General features: G+C 68.0%; 18 protein-coding genes. 4 read left to right on the forward strand and 14 right to left on the reverse strand.

From position 1 onward, the window contains the following. Window positions 1-74: 74 nt before the first annotated feature. From tagF to phnD (BM013_RS11970), 13 genes are all read right to left on the reverse strand, one after another. Complete coding sequence (gene tagF, locus BM013_RS11915) at window positions 75-719, reverse strand: type VI secretion system-associated protein TagF (RefSeq protein WP_371279942.1); 645 nt, start codon at window positions 717-719, stop codon at window positions 75-77. 2 nt (window positions 720-721) lie between these two features. Next, entirely contained in the window at window positions 722-4,324 is a 3,603-nt protein-coding gene (gene tssM / locus BM013_RS11920; protein ID WP_093127008.1) for a type VI secretion system membrane subunit TssM, read from the reverse strand. Beyond that, window positions 4,321-5,706, reverse strand: a complete 1,386-nt coding sequence (locus BM013_RS11925; RefSeq protein WP_093127011.1) for a DotU family type VI secretion system protein — start codon at window positions 5,704-5,706, stop codon at window positions 4,321-4,323. The genes tssM and BM013_RS11925 overlap by 4 nt, the downstream gene beginning before the upstream one ends. 130 nt (window positions 5,707-5,836) lie before the next feature. Further along, a complete protein-coding gene (gene tssK / locus BM013_RS11930; RefSeq protein ID WP_093127013.1) occupies window positions 5,837-7,168 on the reverse strand; it encodes a type VI secretion system baseplate subunit TssK in 1,332 nt (443 codons plus the stop codon). 192 nt (window positions 7,169-7,360) lie between these two features. Next, window positions 7,361-7,759 carry a DUF2628 domain-containing protein gene (locus BM013_RS11935; RefSeq protein WP_093127015.1) on the reverse strand — a complete coding sequence of 133 codons (399 nt, stop codon included), beginning with the start codon at window positions 7,757-7,759 and terminating at the stop codon, window positions 7,361-7,363. 112 nt (window positions 7,760-7,871) lie between these two features. Continuing rightward, window positions 7,872-8,924 (reverse strand): DUF6708 domain-containing protein, encoded by a 1,053-nt coding sequence (locus BM013_RS11940; protein ID WP_143098268.1) that lies wholly within the window; start codon window positions 8,922-8,924, stop codon window positions 7,872-7,874. Next, a complete protein-coding gene (locus BM013_RS40470; RefSeq protein WP_143098269.1) occupies window positions 8,878-9,492 on the reverse strand; it encodes a hypothetical protein in 615 nt (204 codons plus the stop codon). The genes BM013_RS11940 and BM013_RS40470 overlap by 47 nt, the downstream gene beginning before the upstream one ends. A gap of 118 nt (window positions 9,493-9,610) precedes the next feature. Beyond that, complete coding sequence (locus BM013_RS11945) at window positions 9,611-10,615, reverse strand: DUF6708 domain-containing protein (RefSeq protein ID WP_143072632.1); 1,005 nt, start codon at window positions 10,613-10,615, stop codon at window positions 9,611-9,613. Beyond that, a complete protein-coding gene (locus BM013_RS11950; protein WP_093127022.1) occupies window positions 10,612-13,668 on the reverse strand; it encodes a T6SS effector BTH_I2691 family protein in 3,057 nt (1,018 codons plus the stop codon). The genes BM013_RS11945 and BM013_RS11950 overlap by 4 nt, the downstream gene beginning before the upstream one ends. Window positions 13,669-13,709: 41 nt before the next feature. Beyond that, window positions 13,710-14,582, reverse strand: coding sequence for a hypothetical protein (locus BM013_RS11955; protein WP_143098270.1), 873 nt, complete (start codon window positions 14,580-14,582; stop codon window positions 13,710-13,712). A 61-nt stretch (window positions 14,583-14,643) separates the two neighbouring features. After that, a complete protein-coding gene (locus BM013_RS11960; RefSeq protein WP_093127027.1) occupies window positions 14,644-17,142 on the reverse strand; it encodes a type VI secretion system Vgr family protein in 2,499 nt (832 codons plus the stop codon). Window positions 17,143-17,277: 135 nt separating this feature from the next. Next, complete coding sequence (gene phnD / locus BM013_RS11965; protein ID WP_256221475.1) at window positions 17,278-18,354, reverse strand: phosphate/phosphite/phosphonate ABC transporter substrate-binding protein; 1,077 nt, start codon at window positions 18,352-18,354, stop codon at window positions 17,278-17,280. After that, window positions 18,351-19,385 carry a phosphate/phosphite/phosphonate ABC transporter substrate-binding protein gene (gene phnD, locus BM013_RS11970; protein WP_093127029.1) on the reverse strand — a complete coding sequence of 345 codons (1,035 nt, stop codon included), beginning with the start codon at window positions 19,383-19,385 and terminating at the stop codon, window positions 18,351-18,353. The genes phnD (BM013_RS11965) and phnD (BM013_RS11970) overlap by 4 nt, the downstream gene beginning before the upstream one ends. 173 nt (window positions 19,386-19,558) lie before the next feature. Between phnD (BM013_RS11970) and BM013_RS11975 the strand changes: the two genes are divergently transcribed. The 3 genes from BM013_RS11975 (at window position 19,559) to BM013_RS11985 (ending at window position 24,712) form a co-directional block, all read left to right on the forward strand. After that, window positions 19,559-21,457: an ATP-binding response regulator gene (locus BM013_RS11975; protein ID WP_093127031.1), complete on the forward strand. Its 1,899-nt coding sequence runs from the start codon at window positions 19,559-19,561 to the stop codon at window positions 21,455-21,457. 220 nt (window positions 21,458-21,677) lie between these two features. Continuing rightward, complete coding sequence (locus BM013_RS11980; protein ID WP_256221476.1) at window positions 21,678-22,700, forward strand: ABC transporter substrate binding protein; 1,023 nt, start codon at window positions 21,678-21,680, stop codon at window positions 22,698-22,700. Beyond that, window positions 22,697-24,712 carry a hybrid sensor histidine kinase/response regulator gene (locus BM013_RS11985; RefSeq protein ID WP_093127036.1) on the forward strand — a complete coding sequence of 672 codons (2,016 nt, stop codon included), beginning with the start codon at window positions 22,697-22,699 and terminating at the stop codon, window positions 24,710-24,712. The genes BM013_RS11980 and BM013_RS11985 overlap by 4 nt, the downstream gene beginning before the upstream one ends. A 72-nt stretch (window positions 24,713-24,784) precedes the next feature. Here the strand turns inward: BM013_RS11985 and BM013_RS11990 are convergent, their stop codons facing one another. Then, window positions 24,785-25,762, reverse strand: a complete 978-nt coding sequence (locus BM013_RS11990) for a GlxA family transcriptional regulator (protein ID WP_093127039.1) — start codon at window positions 25,760-25,762, stop codon at window positions 24,785-24,787. A gap of 99 nt (window positions 25,763-25,861) precedes the next feature. On the opposite strand from BM013_RS11990, the gene BM013_RS11995 reads away from it, so the two are divergent. Next, a complete protein-coding gene (locus BM013_RS11995; RefSeq protein WP_093127041.1) occupies window positions 25,862-26,497 on the forward strand; it encodes a cysteine hydrolase family protein in 636 nt (211 codons plus the stop codon). The last annotated feature ends 14 nt before the right edge of the window (window positions 26,498-26,511 follow it).

Consider the following 26,511-nt stretch of genomic DNA (forward strand, 5'->3'; position numbering starts at 1 on the left):
GAAGCAAAAGAAAGTGAGTCGCCTGCCGGGGCGAGACCCGGCCTCGGAAAGCAAGACAGGAGAAGAAGCTCATCTCACCCCTCCGCCGCAAAGCCAAGAAACAAGGCATCAAACTGCGCATCCACAGGCAACCCGACGCTCGGCATCCGAATCCCTTCAGCAACCGCAGGATCACCCAGCCAAAGAGAAGCCCCCGCCGCCGGCAAATCAAGCGACTCGACAACGCTCCCATCGCCCGCCGTACAGGCCACAAACAACCGCTGCAGCACCGCATCGAACCGCAGCGCATCCAGATCTCCCTCGAGCCCTTCAAGCGCAGCCTGAATCCCCCGAGCCCACCACTGCAGCGCCGCAACCAGCGCCTCCCCGCGAAGCTCGGTCCCGACGGACGAATCCAGCTCGACCGCCAGCGTGAACGGAAAGTACCGCCCCACCCCGTCGACAGAAGGCATCAACACCCCAATCCACGCACCGTCGCCCACCACACGGGCCCCGAGCGCAAAGCACCAGATCGGCGCTTCCAGATACCGCTCGGTCCAGTCCGCATGCCGGTCCCGCAGCCGCGCCATCCCCCTCTGCAGCCACTGATCCCACACCGAGCGAAAGCCCTCGGGCAGGCGGCGATGCGCGAAGTCCCCCATGCCCGGCAACTTGCCGAACCACCCCGGCAACGCCGCCGAAGCAAAGAGCGCTGAAGAAGAGGAAACAGAAGAAGCCACGCTCACAGCCCCTCCGGACAGGAAAACTCCCGCAGCTCGCGCAACCGGATCGGATGCTGCACGCTGTTCGTCGTCACCTCGAAGCGCGTCTTGCGCGCACCCACCTGGAAGGTGATGAAGAACTTCTCCGGCGCGTCGCCCGCCTCGAGCTGCCCGTCGTCCAGCGCGCGGAACAGCGCCCAGGGCCCGTCCACCGCCGCGCCCGAACTGCCGGTGGTCGAAGGCGGGCTCACCTGGATGCGCACCTGGTTGCTGCCCTTGGGCCCCGGCCACTGCACCGCCATCGGCACCACCGGCCCGTGCGCGTACTTCACGAGCTGGCCGTCGACGTCGAGGATGAACTGCGTGATGCCCGCGTCCATCTCCACCGGCTTGAAGTCCAGCCGCATCGACGGGCCGCGCCCGCCCCCGCGAAAGAAGATCTCCTTGATGCGCGCGGCGCGCTCGAACTGCGCCAGCGCCTGCGCGGTGATGGCGCCGCGCTCGGCCACGGGCTTGTAGCGCCACGGCCGGGTGCTGGTGTCGACCAGCGCGGCCAGCCGCTTCTGGAAGAAGTCGTCCATCAGGCCGCCGGGGCCGAACATCTGGCCGAAGTCCTCGGGCAGCACGTCGCGCTTGCTGCCCTGCACGAAGGGGTAGCGCCCGGCAATGGCGCGCGCGCAGAACTCGGCCACGGGGCGCAGGTCCTGGCTCAGGTTGCCGCGCTCGGCCACCTGCGCCTGCGCCGCGCCGGCCTGGCTCAGGTTCTCGACCATCGAGCGCACCGGCTCGGGCAGGCGGCCCGCGTCCGACTTGAGCTTGCCGGCCACGTCGCCGGGCGGCGGCGAGGTGCGGCCCTTCACGGCCGTGTCGACCGCGTTGAGGTACACATACACCTCGTTGAAGAGCTTGAGCGCATCGTCGATGGGCGCGGGCTGGTTCGGGCCGCCCGCGGTGACGAGCCGGCGCAGCGACTCGAAGCGGTCGTCCACGATGCTCTCGATGCGCTTGCCCGGCGCCACCTGGCGGCCGGGGTCGCCGCCGAACAGGTCTTCGAGGCCCTTGCGCGTGTTGCGCACGGTCTCGGTGGCCTTGCTGACCACGTCCTTGTTGGCGTCGGCCGCCGGTATCAGCGTGGTCTGCTTGACCACCGCGCGCAGGAAGTTCGCCAGCGGCGAATCGACGCCCGAGAGAATGCGCGCGCTCTCGATGTTCTTGTCGAGCCCGCTCACGCGGATGAGGCGCACGTCGGCCAGCAGCGCTTCCCACTGCTTGACGTACTCCTCGAGGTACAGGCGGCGCACGCGGTCGGTCAGCGCGCCGAGCGCGGCCACGTCGCGCAGGCGGTCGGCGGCGCTGCGGTCCTGGCCCAGCACCCACGGATCTTCGTTGGCGAGCAGGCCGGTGAGCACGGTCACCTCGTTCTGGAAGCGCTTGTGATAGCCGTCGTAGGTGAACATGCCCGGCACGCCGTCGCTCAGCGGCTTGCCGCTGATGCGCTCGAACACCAGCGGGCCCGAGGGGCCGGTGGCCGTGGCCACGCTGAAGGCCGGAATGTCCTTGGTGGCGCGCTGGCGCTTCAGGCGGCTGAACACGCGCTGCTCCAGCGGGTAGCTCGCGAGCACGGCGCGCACGCTGCGCACCAGGTTCTCGTCCATCTTCAGCGGCGAGCGCGGCGGGCCCTGCGCGATGAGCACGTCGAGCTGGTCTTCGAGCGCCTTGCGCTGGTCTTCGGGAATGCCGCGGTCGAGGTTGCGCGACCAGTCGAGCGTGATCCAGGCTTTCAGCGCCTCGGGGTCGAAGTGCTCGGGCTGGTAGAGCATCAGGTAGCTCTTGAGCGCCTCGTAGGTGAACTCGAGGTTGTCTTTCTGCGCGGTGCGCAGCTGGTCCTCGATGCGCTTGGCAATCTGCGGCAGGAAGGCGTCGTTGAGCGCGCGCTGGTGCGTGAGCATGGCGGCGGCGTCGAGCTTGTCGCCCTGGTAGAGGCCCAGCGTCATCGACAACGGCTCGTCGCCCTGCCGGTTGTCGGGCGTCTTCCAGATGTCGCGCAGGCTCTGCAGCACGGGCGCGACCTCGACCAGGTTCTGCACGCGCGCGGGCAGCGCCGCAAGGTTCTGCCTGGCCGGGTCGACGCGCGCCTCGACCGACTTCAGGTAGTTCATGTTCTGCAGCGTGCTGTAGCCCCAGGCCGCCAGCAGGCCGACGGTGACCAGCGTCATCGCGGCGACGCCGATCACGCGCAGCGTGTGGCGGCGGCGCTCCAGCTTCACGTCGGCGCCGGCCAGGCGCTGCTCGGGGAACACCACCTCGCGCAGCAGCGCGGTCAGGAAGTAGCTGCGCCCGCTGCTCTTTTGCGGCGCGAGCATCGCGCGCTCGATGCCGAAGCTGCGCGCGAGGCTGCCCATGACACGGTCGATCGGGCTGCCCTCCTGCGTGCCGCTGGTGAAGTACACGCCGCGCACCCACGGCGGCTGCGCGAAGCGCGAGCCGGTGAACACCTGGTCGAGCAGGTCGGACAGCAGCGAGCCGATGGAGCCGAACTGCGCGGGGAAGCCGAAGATCGCCGCGCGGCGCGTGCCGTCGGTCTCGCGCTGCATGCGCGCGATGAGGCCGTCGTTCACGCGGTTGTGCAGCAGCGCGAACTCGCGGTGGAAAGCGGCCGACAGGCCCTTCTCCTCGAGCTGCACGTTCTCGTCGGCCGGCAGCGTGAAGCCGAAGACCTGTGCGCGCTGTTCCTTGCCCAGGTCGTCGAAGTAGTCGGTGAAGCCGTAGAGCAAATCGCTCTTGGTGACCAGCACGTACACCGGCAGGCGCGTGGTGAGCTTGGAATCGAGCTCCAGCAGGCGCGCGCGGATCGATGCCGCGAGCTGCGTGCGCGCCTCGGGGCCCTGGCTCAGCAGGTCGGCCACGCTCACCGTGAGGAACACGCCGTTGAGCGGCCGGCGCGGGCGCGCCTTCTTCAGCAGGCCCAGGAAGCCTTCCCACGCGCTCTTGTCCTCCGACTGGTGGCTGTCCTGCGTGGTGTAGCGACCGGCGGTGTCGATCAGCACGGCCTCGTCGGTGAACCACCAGTCGCAGTTGCGCGTGCCGCCCACGCCGCGGATGGCGCCGGGGCCGAACTTCTCGGCCAGCGGAAAGCTCAGGCCCGAGTTGACCAGCGCCGTGGTCTTGCCCGCGCCCGGTGCGCCGATGAACACGTACCACGGCAGGTCGTACAGGTAGCTGCCGCCCGAGATCGACATCCAGTCGCGCCAGCCCGGCTTCTTGCCGGCGGCGTGCAGGCGCATCTGCTTGAGCGTGGCGACGGCTTCGCTGAAGCGCGTGTCGAGAATCTGCTGCTCGCCGTTGACCGGCGCGCCGGTCTTCGCGGCGGGCGCCTTCATGAGCCCTTCGGTCAGGTGCTGGCTTGCACGGCGCGCGCGCCAGCGGCGGTACAACGCGCGCAACAGCACCACCAGCACGATGACGCCGATGACGACGGCACGCACCGTTTCGCTTTCGAGCGGCGCGAGCGACCCGATCTTCACCAGCGGGCCGACCCACCAGATCAGCAGCGCGACGATGAGCAGGGCGAGCAGCGTCAGCAGCAGCGGGCTGAACAGGAAGCCGAAGATTTTCTTGATCATTTCGTCGCTCCCGTGGCCGGCGCAGCTGGCGCGGCCTGGGCTGCCTGAGTCGCCTGGGCCGCCGGACCCACACCCGCGACGCGGTCGGGTTCCGTGAGCAGCACGATGTCGACCCGGCGGTTCTTCGCGCGGTTGGCGGGCGTGTCGTTGGCGGCCACCGGCTCGGCGTCGGCCTTGCCGTCGGAGCGCATGCGCGCGGGATCGACCAGCGTGGTGAGCGCGCCCTTCACCGCGTCGGCGCGCGCGGCCGACAGGTGCCAGTTCGACGGATAGCGCAGCGAGCGGATCGGCTGGTTGTCGGAGTGGCCGGTGATCAGCACCTCGCCCTTCACCTCGGCCAGCGCCTGGCCGATGCGGCGAAGCACGGGCAGCGACTGCGCCATGGGCTCGGCGCTGCCGGAGCCGAAGAACGAGTCGCCGCGCAGGCGCACCACGCTGCGGTCGGCCTCGTCGGTCACCGTGACCAGGCCCTGCTTGATCTCGGGTTCGAGGAAGCGCGCGAGGCGCGGCGTCTTCGCCGGCAAGGCCGGTGGCGCGATCTGGATGTTGGGCGCGCGCAGGCTGGACACCGCCGCATAGGTGGTGTCGGAGCGGTAGTTGAGCGTGAGCCGCAGGCCGAACCAGGCGAGCGCGAGCAGCAACGCGAAGCCGGCCGCGAACACCCACAGCGGCAGCGACTCGCGCAGGCGCACCGTGCCCGCGCCCTGGCCGCGCCAGTGCGGCGAGAGCTCGGGCTCGACGGCGGGCCGGTCCTTGGCGATGAGGTCGGCCAGGCGCTGGCGCACCGAGTCGAGCTGCGCGCGGCCGTTGTCGACCACGCGGTAGCGGCCCTCGAAGCCGAGCGCGAGCACGCTGTAGATCAGCTCGAGCAGCTGGCGGTGCGCGGGCACGTCCTGCGCGAGCTTGGCCAGCAGCTGGAACACTTTCTCGCCGCCCCAGGTCTCGTTGTGGAACTGCACCAGCAGGCTCTGCTTGTTCCAGCCGGCCTGCACGCCCCAGGGCGTGTTGGCCACCGCCTCGTCGAGCGCGGTGCACAGCACGTAGCGCGCGGCCAGCACCGATTCGTTGCTGACACCGGCGCGGCGCGCGCCGGCGTCGAACTGGTTCACCGCGTCGGCGGTGGAGGCGCGCAGTGCCGGCACGTTGGGCGGCTGCGCGAGGTTGCGCAGCTTGCCGATCAGCACCAGCAGCTTGCCGGCGGCGGACACGAGCGGGTTGAGCAGGCCGAGCTCACCCACGTCTGCCGCGGGCGTCGGATCGGCGCCGCCGAAGAACGGCGCCGGGGCCGGCGCGGGCGGCATGCCGCCCGGCGTGCGTGGCTTGGGCTTGATGACCGTGCGTTCGGACTCGAAGGCGGCGAAGGGATCGGGAGGTGTGCTCATGATGGCTCCACACGGACGGCGCCCATTCGTGCGACGCCGCACAACCGGCTTTGCCGCGCCGCTGGCGTCGCCCCCTGGAAGGAGGTTGGCGTGGCGACACGAAGTGCGCGAACTGCGCAAGGAAGGGAGGTCATGCGCGTATCGCCCAGAAGGCGAGGTCCAGGCCGGGGAAGTCGCCGGCGATGTGCATCGCGATGCCGCCCGATTGCTCGAGCTGGCGCCACAGGTCGCTGTTGCGCGTCTCGAGTTCGAAGTAGTTGGCGCCCGAGTGGAACGGAATCTGGCGCGGCGCCACGGGCATCGGCATGAGCGTGACACCGGGCAACGCGAGGTTGACGAGGTCGCGGATGCGCTCGACCGGGCCGATCTTCACCTGCGTGGGAAAGCGCGCGCGCAGCGCTTCGGAAGGCATGTGCGCGTTGACCGCCAGCACGAAGGTGGCGTTGCGCTGCAGCTCCACGTCGGTGACCATCGCCACGCGCACGCCATGCTTGCGGTCGTGCAGCTCGATGCGGATCGCCGACTGCTCCAGCACCATCGACAGGCTGCGGCGCAGGTCGTCCATGACCGGGCGGAAACTGAGCGCGAGGTCGTCGTGGATGTAGGGGCCGAAGCGCGCCACGCGGCGCGAATCGCGGAAGCTGGCGAGCTCGCCGGCCAGGCCCAGCGCGTGCTCGAAGAAATGCTGCGGATGCAGCACCGCGCTCTTGGCCAGGTGCGCGAAGATGGCCTCATTGCGATTGACGGCCTGCAGCAGCATGAAATCGGCGATCTCGGCCACGCCGCCGGTGCCGCCTTGCGTCATGCGGCCGGCCAGCGCCTCGCCGCGCTGGCGCAGCAGGCCCAGCAGTTCGTCGAGCCAGGCGCGAATGACCGCATGGCCGGCCACGTCGAGCAGCGGCGGCAGCATCGCGCGATCGAGCTGCACCTGGTTGTCGACGCGGCGTTCGACCACGCGCGCCACGCCGACGGTCGTCCAGGCGTCGGTCGCTTCGCTGGCACGCATCAGGCGCGTGTGGAGCTGGCCGAGTTGCAGCATCGCGGTGCGTTCGCCGGCGGTGTTCGAATCGGGCACTTCGGATTCGAGCACGCGGTGACGCACCAGCTCTTCATAGTCTTCGGCGTCGGCCTCGCGCGCACCGGCGCGGCGCAGCGGCAGCGCGAGCACCACGGCTTCGTCGCGCATGGAAGAAGGAATGTCGATGGGGTCGGGCAGCGGATCGACCGCCGGCATGTCGAACACCGTGCCGTCGCCGAAGACGCCGACCGCGCGCACCAGCGCCAGCTTGCCCAGCGTGAGCGCGGCCGGGTCGATCTCGAGCTCGGCAAAGCCCCAGGCGTAGGGGGTGGTCGAACGCAACAGCACATGCCGCGCGTGATCGGCATGACGCTCGCTTTGCTGCAGGTGCTGAGGCTGCAACAGCATCCCCTCGCTCCAGACCACTTTTGTTCGCCAACTCATCCGCGCTCCGTCAACGGCAAGGGTGCCGGGAAGAAAGAAACACGAAGTTTCCGGCGCGGTGGGCGGGAGGCAAATCCGCCTTAAGGCCTAGCTAATGGCCTAGGCGAGGGGGATTGGAGGTACGGCGAAGGGAGTAGATGGAGGCCGCTCCGTGCGGTGGCGGGGTTGCCTACGGCGCGATGGGCCCCTGAATCATCCGTGGAACGAGCCGCCCCGGAGCGCCCCGCCGTCGGAGCGGGCGGCGTGGATTTGCAAGGCTGCCGCTGCGTTGCCGGCCTCGACAGTTCCGGCGCACACATACCCTTTGCGGATCTGCCAGCGCGCGCGCAGCGAGTTGCCGATGCTTCCGAGGACGAGGCTGTTCAGGAGGCCGAACAGAACCATCGCACCCAAAGTGGCCTCGCCGGCGCCTCCGATCGCCTTCGCGGCGTGGGCAACCAGCATGCCAAGCGCCAGAACGCCAAGCGCGAGTGGCCACACGCCGTGGCACAGCGCCCATATCCACCCGAAGAGGAAGGCCGTCCAGCTCCAGTCTTCCTTGATGGCTGTCACGTCACCCGAGGGGTGCTCGAATATCTTGTAGCTTTTCATTTTTTGTTTACTCCCATTTTTCTCTTTTGATCGCGGCGGTTTCTTCCGCCCAACACACCGGCACGTCTGGCCTGACGACCTCCTTTCCTTTCCGCCGCAACGGCGTTTCGAATCACATTTCAGGTGCGGGACCGGGCCGCAGCCTGCGATATGCGTCGGTGCGCAGGTCCTGCTCGGTGATCAAGGGGCCGATGGCATCGACGATCTGCTGTGGCCATTCCACCTGCTGCGCGGTCCACACGGTCAGGCGGTTGAAGAACAGCCACAGCACATACAGCGGCACGGTGACAGGCATGCCGAGGTATTGGAAAAAAGTCTTCCAGGGTTGTTCGCGCCAGCGTTTTGCGGGCTGGTCCAGAAATGGCACCACGCCACCGAAATCGCTCCACGGCTTGTACACACCCATCGTCGACTGCGGCGGGAACTCGCCGACCGCCAGCGGGGCTTCGTCTTCTTCCATGTAGCGACGGATGTACTCCCACAGCGCCGAGACGATTTCGACGTTGGTGAACTCGAAGTGATCGACGATGGTGGGATCGCCGCTGCTCTTGCGCACCAGGAATACCAGGTGATGGTTGCGCTGCGCCGTTGCAGTCGATATCTGAACGGTGACGTGATGCTCGGCATCAATCAGGCTCCATTCATAGGCCTTCAGGACGGCCTTGCGCAGTCCAATGCAGCCCCAGCGCCGGGGACCGACGGAGATGACTTTGTAGACCTTGCGGTGCTTGCGGTCGAAATAGATGGGGCGGTCGGCTGGGGAGAAAAGCTCGAGATGCGCAAACAACATGAAGAGCAACCATGTCATGGTCTGCCAGAAAACGATCGACACATAGGCCCTGAGTTCGAGAAAACCAGGAACAACCAGTAGTTGCAAAAAAACTGTGCCCAGCACTCCTGCCACGAATCCATAGGTCACCCAATAACCCCCAGCTCCCAGGAACAGCATGCGTTGAAACTCAATGGCGTTTGCATAGACACCGGTCAGGCGCCCCCAATGGTCGACGGGCCCTGCTATCGGTGCCTTCTTCTTGTAGCGTTGGAACAGCCCAGGCGAGGTGGCCTCCGACCTTTCCTTGTCGGTGCTGCGGCCCGTGACGTTAAGACCAACCATCGCATCAGCCCCAAGTGCCAGGAGCGTCGAGAGAAAGTGATGGCGGCGCATTCCAGGACGCGCCAATCCTGTTTGCCTTGCGTTTCACCCCGCTCGCCTCGAAGTCCATACTCCCGTAGGAAAGCACACGGCCTTTTCCAAAATAGCTGCGACGCGCCCGACGCTGAAGCCCTCTGCGCTCCGATGCGACACCGATCACGGCCATTGCTATTGCGACTTCAATAGCCAGGAGGTCCCGGGGCACTGGATCCGACATCAGGCGTTCCTCCCCGTGTTCTCGATTTTCTTGAGAAACCGTGCTTGCCATGTCAGGCATTGGCCGACGGAGCTTCCAATGAACATCAGCGCTGTCAAAGGGAATATCAGCCAAGTGATGCCGCCACCAATTTTTCCAACACCGCCCTTCTGTTGCAGTACCGGGTACCACTGAGTGACGCTGATCCAAGCCTCCCTGAGGCTGGGGCCATGACCCAATCGTCGTCATCGAGAAGATGCAAGTGGCCACGCGCCATGGCACAGCGCCGATATCCATCCGAAGAGGAAGGCCCGTCCAATTCCAGTCTTTCTTGATGGTCGTCACGTCACCCGAGGGGTGCTTGAATAGCTTGTAGCTCTTCATTTTTCTACTCCCTTTTTTGTCTTTTGATCAACTCACTTTCGCGCTCAACACACCGGTGTACTCACGCTTGGCCACACTCTCCCTTTTTTGTTCGCTCCTTTTGCGACGATGCTGCGGGTCACAACACGGGCGGGGGTCCGGGTCGGAGGCTGCGATACGTACCGGTACGCAAGTCCAGCTCGTCGATCAGCCGTCCCAGGTCGTTCGTGATGTCGTTGGGCCATTCGACCTTCTGCGCGGTCCACACGGTCAGGCGGTTGAAGAACAGCCACAGCACATACAGCGGCACGGTGACAGGCATGCCGATGTATTTGAAGAGCGTCTTCCATGGCTGCTCCTTCCAGCGTCGTCCCGGTTGATCGAGAAACGGCACCACGGCGCCGAAATCGCTCCAAGGCACATACGCGCCCATGTTCGACACCGGAGGAAATTCGTTTTGCACGAGCGGTGCCGCGCCGTTCTCCATATAGCGCCGGATGTACTCCCACAGCTCAGGCACGAAGTCGACGCCAGCGAAGGTGAAGTGATCGACGATGGTGGCATCGTCTTCGCTTTTTCGCACCAGGAAGACGAGGTGATGCACACGGCTGGCCGTGGCCGTGCTGGCCTGCAGGGTGGTGTGATGCTCGGCGTCGACCAGGTCCCAGTCGTAGGCAACCAGCCTGGATCTGCGCGGCCCGAAGAAACCCCAGCGGCGAGCGCCGGACTGAAGAACCTTGTACACCTTGCGATGCTTGCGGTCGAAGTAGATGGGGCTGTCAGCGGGGGCGAAGAGTTCGAGGTAAGCGAAAAAGATGAAGAACATCCAGGAGCCGACGTAGGCGAAGGCCATCGCCCCATAGGCTCCATTTCTGATGGCACCTTCCAATGCGAACGTTGTAAACAGATAGGTACCGATCACACCGATCAAGAAGCAGTCCGCCAAGTAGTACCCTCCCGCGCCCGTAAGGTACATCCTCTGAAACTCGATGGCATCGGGATACACGCCTGTGAGATTTCCACCATGACCAACCGAACCTCCGGCGCTTCGCCTCTTGGTATACCGCTTCACGAGGCCGGCGACTTTGCCGCCACTGCGATCTTCATCCGTACTGCGTCCCCTGGTGTTGACGCCGCCGATCATCGAGAGCGGCCCCAGCCATCGTTCATGGGATCCCAGGGGTCAAGCGTTGGTTGCGGCAGCAACGGCACAGCAGGCGGCGGTGAATGCGCTTTGAGCAGGCGTGCGGTTTCCCGGCTGGCCATGGGTTTGTGCACGAGCTCCATCAGAAGCTCATATTCCAGCAGTTCCCTTTCCATATCCTTGAAGCGCCCCTCAGCGTTATTGCCGAAATAGCCCCGCGCGACCCATCGCTGCAATTCGGTACGCTCCGCAAGAGCAGCCCCCACGGTGGCGACCACACCGATGATCAACAACGCCAGTGCCGCACCGCTGATCACACTGGCGACTCCGAGCATCAGCGCTCCCGCCTCCATCGAGACGATTACCGTCAAAAAGACTCCCTGCAAACCCTTTCTTATCAGCGTTCTTGCCACGTCTTGAGCGATCGCTCCCAGTGCCAGGTTGGTTGCCCCGCGGGTCACGATGTTCCTGTAGACAAGGGCCATGGCGGCACCGTTCAGTGCGAAGGCGGCGCCAGCAATCAGGTGCGCGCTGTAAGCGGCCTTATCCCCGTTCTGATCCGCCTCCTGCGCCTTTCGAAACGACATCACCATGTTCAGCATTCCCCCAGCCATCCCCGCCATCGCTGCACCGGCCTTGAGGTTGCTCAGCGAACTGCTGACACGGCTCATCGCCGTACCCGCCGCGGCGCCGTGTTCCGCCACCATCTGCATCTGAAGACCCGCCGCCCGGAATTCCAGCAACCCACCGAAGACGCCCGCACTTCCATCCGCCACGCTGAGAAACCTGTCGAGAAGCTTGCTGTTCTCACCCTTGTCCAGGTCTTTAAGGAGATCGCGCAGCGACCAGATAAGACCCAGGCCTTGCACGATCATTACCGCGCCTGCAAGCATCTGATCGGTTCTGAACGCCTTCGACTGCTCGTGAACCGCCTCATTGGTGATGTAGCTCTTGATATTCTTGAGTGCGCTCCTGTCATGGGTCTGCATGTCCTGGGATTTGACGAACTCTTCGAACTGCGCACCGGTCAATCCGCCAAAGGTTCGGGATGAGGCGGCTGGAAAAACCGGAGCCTCGCTGGGAATCAGGTTGAAATTGCCGGTCGCGGCTTCCAGCATGGCCATCTGCCTGACGACGATCTTGCTGCCCACGCGCTTGTCGCGTACTGCGCGACGGTCCGCCTCGGAGTAGTCGAACGGATTCTTCTCCATGTACGCCAGCGCTTCCTCCATCAGCCACTCGAATCGGATGACGACGGGGATACTGGGTTTGCCGCCTTCCAAGGCTGTGCGCATGGCGCCGAGCAAGGTCTGCTCGGCCACCGCCAGCGCCGGCAGCCGCTTCAGGAATCTCTGGGCTTTCTCCGGGATCGACAGGCCGTCCGACCATTTGAGACTGACGCCGAGCTGGAAGGCTGCGGCGGCGATGGCACTCAACTGGCCGGCGCACAGCCCCATCACGAGAGCAGTCATCCAGCTGTACTTCGGCCCCCATTCGGCGGTGACCAGTCCCTTGAAGATGTCCAACGCCTTGTCGCGCATGTTGTTCTCGTTGTCGCGATCGGCGTCGCCGATCAGCATTGCGTGCACCTTGTCGATTGCGCTTTTCTGGTTGGCAAACATGGCGCGCAAAGCCACCGACGCCGGATCGGTGATCGGCTTTCCGAGCAGATCTTCCAGGTAGCGCTCATGGCAATCGACCTTGCTCAATGGCTGGGGGTAGTGGATCCGGTGGCTTTCCGCCGCGTAGATGGCCCCCGGACTCACAGGAGCTGTGCGCTTGTTGAGATCGCTCTCGTCGAAATGCCCCGCGAAGTAAGCCTTCGTTTCCGGCGCGTGCGCAGCGGCGAGCCAGTCGTTTTCGAAGAGCTCCAGCCGATCGGCCGTTGCGCGGCTTCGTGCGTCGAATTTCCGCTTCCACGCCTGACGCTTCTTTTCATCGATCTGGCTGGCAATTCCTCTCCAACGAACGGCGGCCTCCGCACGTCCGTTGAAGCCGGCACGCCCCTCGCGCGCGACGCGATCGGGGCCGATCAGTTCGCCATTGGGACTGCCGTCCGAGGCCGTGCCCCCCGAAGGCATCCAGGTATAGCCATGCTCTCGGATGCTCGGCGTCGAGGTCACGATTTCGGTCCAGCGTGTTTTCGACATTCGGCCTCCGATGGTCGCCCGCGCGTCGGCCATCGCGCCGGCCTCGATGGATGTCTTGAGACTGCTCAACAGCTGGTGAGTCATCAGCGGCCATGCCGTCTCGGGCACCAGAAGTTGTTCCTTGTCTCTCCTGTCCCGCGCCAGCCGGATGCCATTGAGATCGGCCGCAAGACCGACCGGATCGGGAACGGCCACCACCATCGGCTGGCCTGGGTGGCCTTCGCTCTGCTTGCGCATGACCTCGGCCATCGCACGAGCCGCCTGCATGGCCGCGACGTTGCCAGCCGGGTAGAACGGCGTGGCCTCGTCGTCGAAACCGCCGTGCTTCAAGTGCTGCACCGCATAGTCGGCCACGTGCGCGTTGAGCATCGATGCTTCGGCCGCGAAGCCGTGCGCCGGTGGCTTGCCGCTCAGGCTCAGCTCGACCATGCCTGACGCTTTCAGGCTCCGCGCCACACGGGCCTTGATCGCGTCGCTCCACCAGTTCATGCTGAAGCCGACCCACACCGTGGCAATACGCTCCGAGTCCGCGATGCAGATCGTGCGCACGTCGTGCGGGTGCGTGATCTTCTTGTCGCAGGCGAAGCTGCTGTCTTCGAAGGCAAATTCGCCCTGCTGGATCAGCGCTGCCTTGTCGTGCACCCGGTAAGCCAGCCAGCGTCCGACCTGGCCCGCCGGCTTCTCGCCCGGAAAGAAGACGTAGGCATAGCCTTCGCGGCGCAACAGGCGCAGCGCGTACTTCGACTTCGCCTCGAGATCGGGCAGGCCGAATGCCGTGACGGTGTCGGCAGGGGTGCGCAGCGCGGCGCTGCCTTGGGGCGCGATCTCGGAGTCGGTGGCGACGGCCGTGGGCCGCACCAGCAGGATCGACAAGCCGCTCTTCTCGCATTTCTTGCAGGTCATGGTGTTCGGTTAGAAAAGCGTGCAGAGATGGATCGTTTGAATCAGGACCAATGGCAGCGAAGGGCTCGCAACCTGTCGGCCAACGACTGCCGCGTCAGAAGGGCCCGGTCGATGCGGCCCTGCAGTTCCGGGAACTGCTCGAAGGCCGGAAACCGAAGCGTCTCGACCACATAGGCAGCAAGGTCCTCCGGTTCGCGCAAGCCGCGCAGGCGGGCGCGTTCGAGCGCCACGAGCACCTGCGCCAGCGCGTCGTCCGGCAAGGGATGGCGAAAGCCTTGCCATGCCATCAGGCTTCGATTGACGGCCTCTGCGTCGGCGACGAGCCGCCAATGCGCCACGTTCAGCCGCAACGATTTGCTTGCAGCCAGCCCCGGCCGGCCGTGCAACAACCGCAGCTTGAAGTTGGTGTCGAGATAGATCCAGCGTGCGATGCCTGTCAGTTGCTGCGCCCAGTCGATGGCGGATGCCTCGGCCGACAGTTGGGGCGGATCCAGCAGCGCCAGCACACGGCGATCGGCCAACCGCAGGTAGCGACCGGTGCGAGCGCTGTCGCTCGCCACGAGCAATGCGCCCAGTTGTCGCGCCAGGGCCGGGCCACCGTTCTCGGCATGCGGCTGGAGCCACCCGCCGATGCGGTAGGCACCGCTGCCGTTGATGCAGGCGCACAGGTGCTCATGGGCGGCCCACTCGATGCTCCGGGCCAGCAGCGGGTCTTGCGCACCCTTGAGTTCGATCAGGTAGGGCCACTGCGCGGCGGGCACTTGCGTTCCGCCGTTCGGCAGCGGATGGCGCGGGTGAGTGTCGATCTGCGGTTCCACGTCGCCCAGGAAGGGATCGATCAGCAGATACACGGCGCCGTCGTGCAGTTGGTCCCGCAGGGACGTTTCGAGGGCCTCCAGAAGTGCCTGCGGCACGTCGCTCCATGGCCATGCGGGAACGGTCTCGCTCGAAGGTGTTTGCATTGCCGACGACATCTCAGATCGTCCCCGTGCCGCCGGCCACCGCCTTGCCGTCCGAAGGCGAGCAGCCTTTGTAGCTTTGCGGACTCAACGGGGCACTGGCCGGCCCCACCTTGGCATGGCTCGCCGCATGCTCCACCCACCCGCCCAAGGTGCCGTGCAGGATGCCCGCGCTGCTCCACTCCGTGAAGCTGCCTGCGCCGTTGACCACCACCTTCACCGGTGCCGAGATGCGAACCTCGGTGGTGGTGCTGGTGATGCGCACCGCTTTCTTAGCGGTTAGGTCGATCCTGTCCTTGTGTGCCTCGATCTGCACCTTGCCGTTGCCGGCGATCCACTTCATGCCGCTCTTGAGCGCGAACAGCCGAATGCCGTCCTTGGCGCTGACCAGCAGGCGCTTGGCGGCGCTGAAGCTCGCGTGGCCTTCGCTGGTGAGCGCGACGTGTTCTCCGGCTTGCAGATGCAGGCTGCCCGTCGTGGTGGCAGCGATGCCCGCGGCGCTGGCAAGCACCAGCTGCGGTTCTTCCAGTTCGGGGAAGCGGCCTCCGGATGCATGCCCACCGCTGCCTTCGATGGCGTTCGCCTGCGCCTCGAGTGCCTTGGCGACAAGGGCCTGATCCTGTCCACCATCTTGCAGCTTCGCAGCCGCCGCCGCCTCGGCCAGCCCGTCGTGCTGCCCGCATGCAGCTTTCAATCGGCTGGCCGTCTCGCCCATGTCCTTGGCATGGCGGGCCGCCCCCGGCCGCGCTTCGGTGGTGATGAGCAAGCCGTCCTGCGCGCGCAGCACGCCGTGCCCGTCGGTGCGCAGCTCGAACCCTTCGCCCCTGGGGTCCTTGCGCCCCGCGTTGTCCTCCACCCGCGCGATGAAGCCCAGGCTCAGGCTCGAGCTCTGGTGGTCGCTCTTGAGCTGCGCCTGGATCCGGCCGTCGGTGTCGTCCAGCAGCAGGTGGTTGGCGCGGCCCGCCGCGCCGTTGCCGCCGCCCTTGGTCAGCTCCCGGCTTCGAAAGCCACTCAACGCACTCTGGCCGGGCAACTCCCACGGCGGCATGTTCACGCGGTTGTGCACGCGGCCCGTGCAGATCGGCAGGTCCGGGTCGCCGGAGAGGAAGTCGACGATGACCTCCTGGCCGACGCGGGGAAGGTGGATGCCGCCCAGCTGGTTGCCCGCCCACGGTGAACTCACGCGCAGCCAGCAGCTGCTGTGCGGGTCTGTGTTGCCGATGCGATCCCAGGGGAACTGAACCTTGATGCGCCCGAGCGCGTCGGTCCAGATGTTCTCTCCGGCAGGCCCGACCACGAGCGCCACTTGCGAGCCACCCGCGCGCGGCTTGGGCTGGGTGAGTGCGGGGCGAAGGGCTTCGGTGACGGGGTGGGCCGTGAAGTCCACGCGGACCTGCCACTGCTGCTTGCGCTCGATCGCTTCCTTGGCCTGGCTGTCCTGGGCCACGTCTTCGATCAGCAAGCGGGTGGAGAGGAGCAGGTACTCGGTGTTGGCGGATTCTCTTGGATGCTTCTGCAGCTTGAAGGTGCGTCCGGGCACCATGCCTCGGAGGTTGCCGCTGGCTTCGGCCCTGGCACCGTGCGTGCGAAGCGCCTGCATGCGCAACACCGCCAGCAGGTTGCCTTCACCCCGAGGATCGTTGCCGGCAGCACTGCCCGCGTTGGGTTGAACGCAGTGGCTGCCGGAATTGGAAGCGTGCCATTCGTAGACCTCGCCATCGGCATGCCCTGTGGGCCGGGGATCCTTTCGATGCACACCCAGATCGGCTCTCGGCCGGGTGTAGTCGTAGTCCCGTGTCGCATACCTCCCGCTTGTCAGATGATGCTCAGGCACGAAGCTGTGGATGTACTCCGCATCGATCTTCCAGCCTGGGGCGTGGTACTCGACCTCTCGATAGGCCGCACTGTCGGCCTGCCCATACGCCCCCATCGCATCGCAGAGCACCAGCCGGTGCTTGCCCTGCGAATGTTCGAAGTGGTAGCTGATGCCCCATTCCTGGCACAGCCGGCTGAAGAACGCGAAGTCGCTCTCGTTGAACTGGGTCTGGTAGTCGCGCACCGGGTAGGTCTCGACCAGCCGCTTGTCGACCGGGAACGCGTAGTCCGCCAGCAGCGCATCGAGGGTCTGCACCACCGTCTGGTTCTGGAAGATCCGGCAGTCGGTGCTCAGCGTGGCCAGGTGCAGCCAGGGCCGCAGGGTGAGCTTGTACTGAACGTGTCGGCCTTCTTCACCCCAGAGCGCCGCATCGGTGATCAGCGCGTTGATCTGACGAAAGCCCGAGACGCCGTCGTCGAGTGCGATCTCGCAGCCGATCTCGCGGCCGACGAATGCATCGAGATCGAAGTCCGCAGCCATCGATGCATCGAGGTTCAATGCATCCGGCGTCTTGAGCAGCAGCTCGTACTCGAAGAGGTGGTTCAGCCCCTCATGGCCCGAGAGGCGAACGGGTGCCAGCGCCGGACGGCCAAGAACAACAGGGATTGCAGGAGAGTGAACCAGCAGCGTGCGCGACATCGACGACTTCCATCTCGGAAACACAGTCGCGGCAGTTTGCGGGGCCCTCGCCGCGCGCACTGCAAACAATGGTCACACCAGCCGGCTTGCGGTCACAGAGGCTGAAAAAACGCGGGATATGTCATGGCCACGTCGTCACCGGCCGGCGCGCAACACCTCGACCTGCTCCGCATAGGTCTTCTCGATGCGCTGCAGCCGCTGCTCGCGGGCGGCCTCGTTGACCCACGACGCGGCCATCGCGCGCTGCCGGCCCAGCTCGTGCTCCAGCCGCGCTTCGGGCAGCAGGGCGCTGTCGTCGGCGGCAACGTAGCCGTACGCCGCGCGCAAGGTCTTCAGCACTTCTCGCTCGGCGTTCACGCGCGTGCCCTTGCCTTTTCCGTAGCCGGTCAGGAAGCCCTGCAGCCGCGCCTGGAACTCGGGCGGGTAGTCGCGCCGCACCACCATCGGCGCGCCGGGCGGCGGCTCGGACTGCCAGATCACTTGGAGCCGCTCGGCCTCGACCGGGAACTGCTGGCGGAAGCGCTCGAAGTCGGTGGTGTTGTTGGTGGCAACGTCGGCGTCGCCGTTCGCCACGGCCAGCGCGGTGGCCTGGTGGGTGCCGACGAACTCGCTGCGAAAGCGCGTCTCCATCTCGATGTTGTGCGGCAGGAAGAGCTGGCTCTGCGGCACGACGAACCCGGTGACCGAGCGGCTGTCGCCACGCGCGAGTCGCCATTTCTCGGGCTGCGCGAGCAGGCCTTCGAGCGTGTTGAGCGGGCCGGCCTTGCGCGCCAGCAGCACGGCGCGGTGCTCGGGCACGTCCGGGTGCCGCGCGATCTGCGCCACCACCTTCATGCGACGCTGCATCACGGCGTCGAGCGCCATCTTGGCCGACAGGAAGGCCATGTCGATCTCGTCGCGGCCGATGGCGCGGTCCAGTTCTTCGTACGACGGCACCGAGTAGGCGCTCACCGGAATGCCCAGGGTGCGGCTCATGTCGGCCATGAGCGGCGTCCACAGCGCGCGCGACTCGACGGTGCCGCCCAGCGGCAGCACGCCGAAGCGGATCAGCTTGACGGAGGCGGTCCCCGCCTTTTCGGCTTTGTCGGCTTTGTCGACTTTCTCCGGCAGCACGATCACGCCCTGGGCCGCCGCCGTCACGTGCCCCGCCAGCAAGGCGCCCGCGAGCGCAAGGGCCTGCAGCAAGGCCGGCAGGCAAGACCCGCGCTTCAAGGCGACACGTCCTTCAGCACGCCGACCTGCTCCGCATACCCGCTTTCGATGCGCTGCAGCCGGGCCTCGCGCGCGGCGTCGTTCACCCACTGCGCGGTCATGGCGTTCTGCCTGGCCAGCTGGTAGGCCAGCCTGGCGGCGGGCTGCAGCGAGCTGTTGTCGGCGGCAACGAAGCCCGCCAGGTCGTGCAGCGACTTGAGCACCACGCGCTCGGCGTCGCCGCGCGCGCCCTTGGCGCGGCCGTAGCCGGTCAGGAAGGCCTGCACGCGCTTGCGCAGGTCGGCCGGGTACTCGCGCCGCACCACGATCTGCGCATGCGGGATCAGCTCCGACTGCCACAGCACCTGCAGCCGCTCGGCCTCGGCCGGAAAGCGCAGCCTGAAGCGCTCGAAGTCGGCGGTGTTGTTGGTGGCCACGTCGGCCTCGCTGTTGGCCACGGCCAGCGCGGTGGTCTGGTGGGTGCCCACGATCTCGCTGCTGAAGCGGGTCTCCATCGCGATGTGGTTCGGCAGGAAGAACTGCAGCTGCGGCACGATGAAGCCCGACACCGACTGCCGCTCGCCGCGCGCCAGCCGCCAGTGCTCGGGCTGCTCCAGCAGGTTCTTCAGCGAGTTCAGCGGCGGCGCCTTGCGCGCCAGCAGCAGCGCCCGGTAACCGGGCAGGCCGTCGTGGCGCACCACCTGGGCCACCACCTTCATGCGGCGCTGGGTCACGGCGTCGAGCGCCATCTTTCCGGACAGGAAGGCCATGTCGACCTCGTCGCGCTGGATGGCCTGCTCCAGCGCCTCATAGGAGTTGACCGACAGCACGCTCACCGGCCGGTTGATGGCGCGGCTGAGTTCGGTCAGCAGCGGGTCCCAGTCGCTGCGCGACTCGAAGGCGCCGCCCAGCGGCAGGATGCCGAAGCGCACCGGCCCGTCCAGCGGGCTGACCTGGGCCGTCGCCCACAGCGGCAGCCCCATGAACAATGCGGTCGCCAGCGCGCGCAAGGCGGCGGGCAGATCGGTAAACCGGCGCAAGAAAGCCTGCATTTGTGAACCGAAAGACATAGAGCCGTTGCGCATCGGCGGGTCTAACATGGCGGCGCGGACGTCATTAGATATCAATTGCTAACAATCTTCGTGATGTTTTTCCTGTCTTCCCCGTTCAGAAAGAGACTCCCAAGCTCGGCCTCCACCCGCCGCCGCCGCCGTCCGCCGCCCTCATGAACTGGAACTTCCGCGTCCTTCGCAGCCTGGCCCGCCTGACCTTCGCCCAGCAGCTGATCCTGCTGGCGCTGGTGCCGGCCACGTTGGCAACGCTGGCGGCCATCGCGGTGCTGACGCGCCAACACCTGGGCAACCTCACCGAGCTGATGCGCGCCAATGCGCAGACGGTGGCGCTGCAGGTGGCCACGGTGGCGCAGGCGCCGCTGGCGCGCATGGACCGCCGCGCCCTGCAGCGCACCGCCCAGTCGGGCACCTACCAGCCGAACGTGCAGCAGGTGCAGATCTGGACGGAAGACGGCGAGATCGTCGCCAACTCCGAGACCATGGACCGCGCCCGCGGCGAAGGCCTGCAGGTGGTGGTGCCCATCGTGAGCGACGACGGCCGCCACAACGGCAAGGTGATGGTCGAGATGAGCCTGGCGGCGGTGCAGAACGCGCGCCGCTCGGTGTGGTTCAACGTGGGCCTGGTGCTGGCGATCAGCATGATCGGCGTGGGCCTGGCGGGCTGGTGGGCGGCCCGGCGCATCAGCGAGCCGATCCGCGCGCTGGGCCAGGCGGTCGACCGCCTGGGCGCGGGCGAGGACGCCAGCGTGGCCATCGAGGGCACGTCGGAGGTGCGCCACCTGCAGCACGGCTTCAACCAGGCCGCGCGCGCGCTCGCGGAAAGCCACCGGCTGCTGCAAAGCCGCATCAACGACGCCACGGCCGAGCTGGCGCGCAAGAACGCGCAGCTCGAGGTGGCCAGCCAGGCCAAGACCCGCCTGCTGGCCGCCGCCAGCCACGACCTGCGCCAGCCGCTGCATGCGCTCACGCTGTTCTCCGACGGGCTGGCCAACGGCGAGACCGACCCGGTGAAGCTGCAGCGCATCGGCCACATCCGCGAGTGCGTCGATTCGCTCGACCGGCTGTTCTCCGAGCTGCTGAACCTGTCGCAGCTCGACGCGGGCGTGCTGCAGCCGCAGTGGATCGACTTTCCGCTGGACCGCCTGTTCGACGAGATCAGCCGCAACTTCCGCCCGGTGGCCGAGCAGCAGGGCCTGCGGCTGGTGGTGCGCAAGACCGAGCTGTGGGTGCGCTGCGACTACGTGATGCTCTCGCGCATCCTGAACAACCTGGTGTCGAACTCGCTGCGCCACACCATCGAGGGCGGCGTGCTGATCGGCGCGCGCCGGCGCGGCAAGGGCGTGCGCATCGACGTGGTCGACACCGGCGTGGGCATCGCCCGGCAGCACCAGGCGCGCGTGTTCGAGGAGTTCTACCAGGTGGAGCCCACCGGCCGGCAGGCGGCGCGCGACAGCCGCGGCACGCGCGGCATGGGCCTGGGCCTGGCCACGGTGCAGCGGCTGGCCGAGCTGCTGAACACCCGCGTGGAGCTCAGCTCGCGCGTCAACAAGGGCACCTGCGTGCGGGTGCTGGTGCGTTCGGCACCGGCCGCGTTGCCGCCGTCGGCGGTGTCGCCCGCGGTCGCCGCCATCGAGGAAGAGGAAAGCCTGGCCGGCGTGCGCATCCTGGTGATCGACGACGAGCGCACCATCCTCGAAGGGCTCACGGTGGTGCTCGGCAACTGGGGCGCGCAGGTGATGCCCGCGCAGACGCGCGCCGAGGCGCTGTCGCTGGCCGACGGCTGGGCGCAGCCGCCCGACGTGGTCATCAGCGACCTGCTGCTGCAGGGCGGCGACAACGGCCTGGACGTGATCGGCGCGCTCGAGCGCCACCCGCGCGGCATCGGCGCCGGCACCGCGCGGCTGCTGGTGACGGGCGAGACCAAGCCCGACCGGTTGCGCGAAGTGGCGAGCGCGGGCATCACCGTGCTCTACAAACCGGTGTCGCCGCGCGTGCTGCGCCAGGCGATCCAGGCGCAGCGCGCGGCCGCGGCGCTGGCGGTAGGTGTGTAGGTAGTGCGTCGGAGATAGGCCGAGCGGCTGCCAGCATGTGAAATTCGTCACGCTGGCAGGCCTTGGCCGACGTTGACATAAGCCCTCCGCCTTATCGCGCGAAGCGGGGCCCGTCCTTACATTGGATCATCGCCCCTCGCTGCGGACGCAGTCCATGTTTTTTGCCGTGAAACCCACCTTACAGCCCCTCTTCGGAAGGTTGTGCCAAGCTGCCCGCGCCATGCCGGTGGTGCTGGTGCTGGGTGTCGCAGGCTTCGGCGGGAGCGCCTCTGCCGCCAGCCTCACGGTGCTGATGGGCGACGACGCCGCGGCGTCCTCGGAGTTCGTGCAGCAGCTGCGCGCGGACCAGGAGCCCGGCGGCAAGTTCGAGCTGGTGCGGCTGGCGCCCGGCGGCACCGACGCACAGCCGCAACAGCAGCAGACCGCCGAAGCGGCCGGCACCGACACCGAGCGCGCCGCCAACGCAGGCGTGCGAACGCGCAGCCTGCGCAGCGCCGCCGACGCACCGATCACCATGGCCGTGGGCCCCGCCGCCGCGCGCGCCGCCGTCGAGCGCCCGGGCCAGGAGCCGCTGGTGCTGGCGATGCTCAGCCGGCTCGAGTACGAGTCGCTCAAGGCCGCCAGCCCCGCCCTGCGCCGCAGCGACCGCCGCGTGGGCGTGCTGCTGCGCGATCCGGCCATGGCCGACCAGCTGGCGCTGATCAACGCGGTGCTGCCGCAGAAGCGCCGCATCGGCGTGATCGCCACCTCCGAGTCGGAGCCGCTGGTGCGCGAACTGCAACGCGCGGCCCAGGGCGCCAACCCGGCCTGGGACGTGCGCGTGGAATACGCGCCCGACGCCACCTCGCTGGCCACGGCCCTGCGCCAGGTGGTGCCGCTGAGCGACGCGCTGATGGTGCTGCCCGACCTGATCGGCGACAACCAGGCGGCCACGCTGTCGGTGCTGCGCGCCGGCGCGAGCGCGGGCCTGCCGGTGTTCGGCGCCAGCGAGGGGCTGGTGCGTTCGGGCGGTCTCGCCGCGGCCGTTTCGACACCGTCGCAGCTCGCGCAGCAGGCGCGGCTGCTCGGCCAGAAGGTGGCCAGCGCCAGCGCCAGCGCCGGCACCGCAAGCAGCAACAACGCGCCGCTGGTGGAAGCGGCCACACCCGCCACCGTGCGCGTCAACGCCACCGTGGCACGCGGGCTCGGCCTGCGGGTGCCGGAGGAACGGGAGCTCACCGAGCGGATTGCGGCGCCGCGATGAGCACCGTGCCGCCCTCCCACGGGCCGGCAGCCGCCGGGGCGAACGGCGCCGGCACGCCCGTGCCCACCCCGGTCATGTCCCCAGCGATCTCGCCGGGCCTGTCGCCCGCCCCGGCGCAGTCGCCCCACACCCTCATCGTGCGGGGCAACCTGCAGCGCGACCTGTTCCGCCTGGGCGTGGTGCCGTGCGCCGCGGTCGCGCTGGCGCTCACCGGCTGGTTCACGCACAACCGGCTGCAGACGCTCGAAGCCGCCTTCGACGCCGAAGGCCAGGCGGTGGCGCGGCAAGTGGCGGCCATGTCCGACCTGAGCCTCTACGCGGGCGACCTGCCGGCGCTGCAGAACGTGGCCAATGCCGCGCTGCGCGGCGGGCAGGTGACGCGCGTGGAGATCAGCAACAGCGCCGGCGTGTACGTCACGGCCGGGCCCAAGACCACATCCCTCGCCCAGCTGCGCATGTTCACCTCGCCGGTCACGCTGCGCGAAGCCTCGCGCGCCAGCGCCTTCGCGCCCGCGGGCTCCACCGCGGCGGGCGACACGCCCATCGGGCTGGTGCAGACCTTTCGCGACACCACCGCCTACGCGCGCGAGCGCAGCCGCTCGCTGTTCGCGGGCGTCGGCATCGCGCTGGTCGCGCTGATGGCGGCGTGGGCCTCGGTGCGCCACATGGCGCGCACGGTGGCGCGGCCGCTGAGGCGCGTGTCGCGCACCGTGGCCGCGCTGGAAGCCGGCCACTTCGAGGTGCGCTGCGACGTGGTCGAGGGCGGCACGCGCGGCACGCACGAGCTCGCGGTGCTCGCGCACGACATCGACCGCCTGGCCGAGCGGCTGCAGAGCAACCGCCAGATCAGCGAAGACCGCGTGCGCGAGGCCACCGCCGTGGCCCTGCAGCGCATGGCCGAGGCCGAGCAGGCCGCGCTCTCGCGCGCGCGTTTCCTGGCCGCGGCCAGCCACGACCTGCGCCAGCCGCTGCACGCCATGGGCCTGTTCATCGACGGCCTGCTGCCGGGCGCCTCCCCCGCGCAGCGCCCGGCCGTGCTGCGGCTGCAGGAGAGCACCGAGTTCATGGGCGTGCTGCTCGACGACCTGCTGGAAATTTCGCGGCTCGACGCGCAGGTGCTCACGCCGTCGATCGCCAAGGTGTCGCTGGCGTCGCTCTTCGACCAGCTCGACGCGCAGCACGCCGCCACCGCCGCCGAGGCCCGCGTGCGGCTGCGCTGGAGCGACCGCGGCCTGGCGGTGCGCACCGACGCGTCGATGCTGCAGCGCATCGTCGGCAACCTGGTGGCCAATGCGCTGCGCCATGCGCCCGAGGGCGGCACCGTGCTGGTGGCCGCGCGGCGCAGCCCGGCCGGCGTGCGCATCGAGGTGCGCGACAACGGCGTGGGCATCGCGCCCATCCACCAGGGCCGCATCTTCGAGGAGTTCTACCAGGTGGCCAACACCGAGCGCGACCGCCGCCGCGGCTTCGGCCTGGGGCTGGCCATCTGCGCGCGCATTGCCGCGCTGCTGGGCACGCGCATCACCGTGCGCTCGGCGCTGCAGGCGGGCAGCACCTTCGCGTTCACGCTGCCGGCCGCGCGGCTGGCCGACGTGGTGCCGCCCGAGCCGCCGCCGCTGGCACCGGCGCCGCTGGCCGGGCTGCGCTGCCTGGTGGTGGACGACGACCCGGCCATCCTCGACGGCAGCCGCAACTTGCTGGCGCAATGGGGCTGCGAGGTCGAATGCGTGACCACCGGCGCCGAGGCCATCGCGCGGCTGGGCACCGGCGACCTGCATTACGACGCCGTGCTGTGCGACCTGCAACTGGCGGGCGACGGCGACGGTGTCGACGTGATCGACGCGGCCAAGCGCCTGCAGCCCGACGCGCTCGCGGTGCTGGTGTCGGGCGCCACCGGGCCCGAGGTGCTGCAGCGCCTGCGCCATGGCGGCGTGATGCTGCTGACCAAGCCGGTCGCGCCGGCCAAGCTGCGCGCGCTGCTCACCACGCGGCGGCAGTTGCACGTCGGCTGAACGAGCCGCTCAAGTCGCTCGCGCCGCTCGCGCCGATCACGCCGATCACGCCGATCACGCCGCTCAGGCCGCTCAGGCCGGCGCGTCGGCCCGCGAGAACTGCCGGCGGTACGCCGTGGGCGACACCTTGAACGCCGACATGAAATGCTTGCGCAGCGACACCGCCGAGCCGAAGCCCGCGCCGGTCGCCACCTGCTCGACCGCGTGGTCGGTGGTCTCCAGCAGCCGCTGCGCCAGCGCCAGGCGCTGGTTCTGCACCCACTGGCCGACGGTGGTGCCGGTGGATTCGCGAAAGCGCCGCGTGAAGGTGCGCCGGCTCATGAGCGCGCGGCGCGCAAGCGCGTCGAGCTCGTGCGGCGTGTCCAGATGCCGGCCCAGCCACTCGAGCAGCGGCGCGAGGCGGTCGCGCTCGGCCGCAACGGGCACGGGCTGCTCGATGTACTGCGCCTGCCCGCCCTGGCGGTGCGGCGCGACCACCATGCGGCGCGCGGCGCGGTTGGCGGTTTCAGCGCCGTAGCGCACGCGCAGCAGGTGCAGGCAGCAGTCGATGCCCGCGGCCGTGCCGGCCGACGTGAGCACGCTGCCGTCGTCCACGTACAGCACCTCGGGCTGCAGCTGCACCTGCGGGTACTGCCTGGCGAAGGCCGGCGCCAGCTTCCAGTGCGTGGTGGCCGGGCGGCCGTCGAGCAGGCCGGCCTCGGCCAGCACGAAGGCGCCCAGGCACAGGCCCACCACGGTGGCGCCGCGCCGGTGGGCCGCCTGCAGCGCGCGGATGAGCGCGGGCGGCGCCGCGCTGCCGTCGTCGCGCCACGAAGGCACCACCACGATCTGCGCGCGGCGGATGGCCTCCAGCCCGTGCGGCACCACCAGCGTGAAGCCCGCGTTGGTCTGCAGCGCGCCGGGCTCCGGCGCGCACACGCGCATGCGAAAGCGCGGCGCGCCGCTCTCGGTGCGGTCTTCGCCGAACACCATGCAGGGCACGGACAGGTGGAAGGGGCTGATGCCGTCGAAGGCGACGACGGCAATGGTTTCGATGGCCGGAGTGCGCATGGCCCGATCTTATCGATGAATGGCTTTCGGGCCACTGTCAAGAACCGGGGCGAAGGCGAAGAATCGAGGCATCCGAACCCCACAGAGAAGGAGCCCTCCATGAGCAACGACAACACCGCCCCGCGCCGCGCCCTCGTCGTGATCGACGTGCAGAACGAGTACTTCGAAGGCGGCGGCCTGCCCATCGAGTACCCGCCCATCGACCGCACCCTGCCCAACGTGACCAAGGCCATGGATGCCGCCCGCGCCGCCGGCACGCCGGTCGTGGTGGTGCGCCACCATGCGCCCAAAGGCGCGCCGGTGTTCCAGGCCGACACGCACAACGGCCAGCTGCACCCCGAAGTCGCGAAGCGGCCGCACGACCACCTCGTGACCAAGGCCTTCCCGAGCGTGTTCACCGGCACCGACTTCGCCGACTGGCTTGCAAGCCACGGCATCGACACGCTGAGCGTGGCCGGCTACATGACGCAGAACTGCAACGCCTCCACCGTGTTCGAGGCGATGCACCGCGGCCTGAGCGTGGAGTTCCTGGCCGACGCCAGCGGCGCGCTGCCTTACGAGAACGCCGCGGGCAAGGTCAGCGCCGAGGAAATCCATCGCGTCTTCAGCGTGGTGTTCCACAGCAACTTCGCCGCGGTGACCACCACCGACGCGTGGATCTCCGCGATGCGCGAAGGCCAGATGATCCCGAAGGACAACGTGGTCATGTCCAACCGCCGGGCGCGCGGCCTCTGAGCTGTCTCTGAGCC

Origin of the sequence: Variovorax sp. OK605 (assembly GCF_900115445.1) — a bacterium.
Lineage (GTDB): Bacteria > Pseudomonadota > Gammaproteobacteria > Burkholderiales > Burkholderiaceae_C > Variovorax.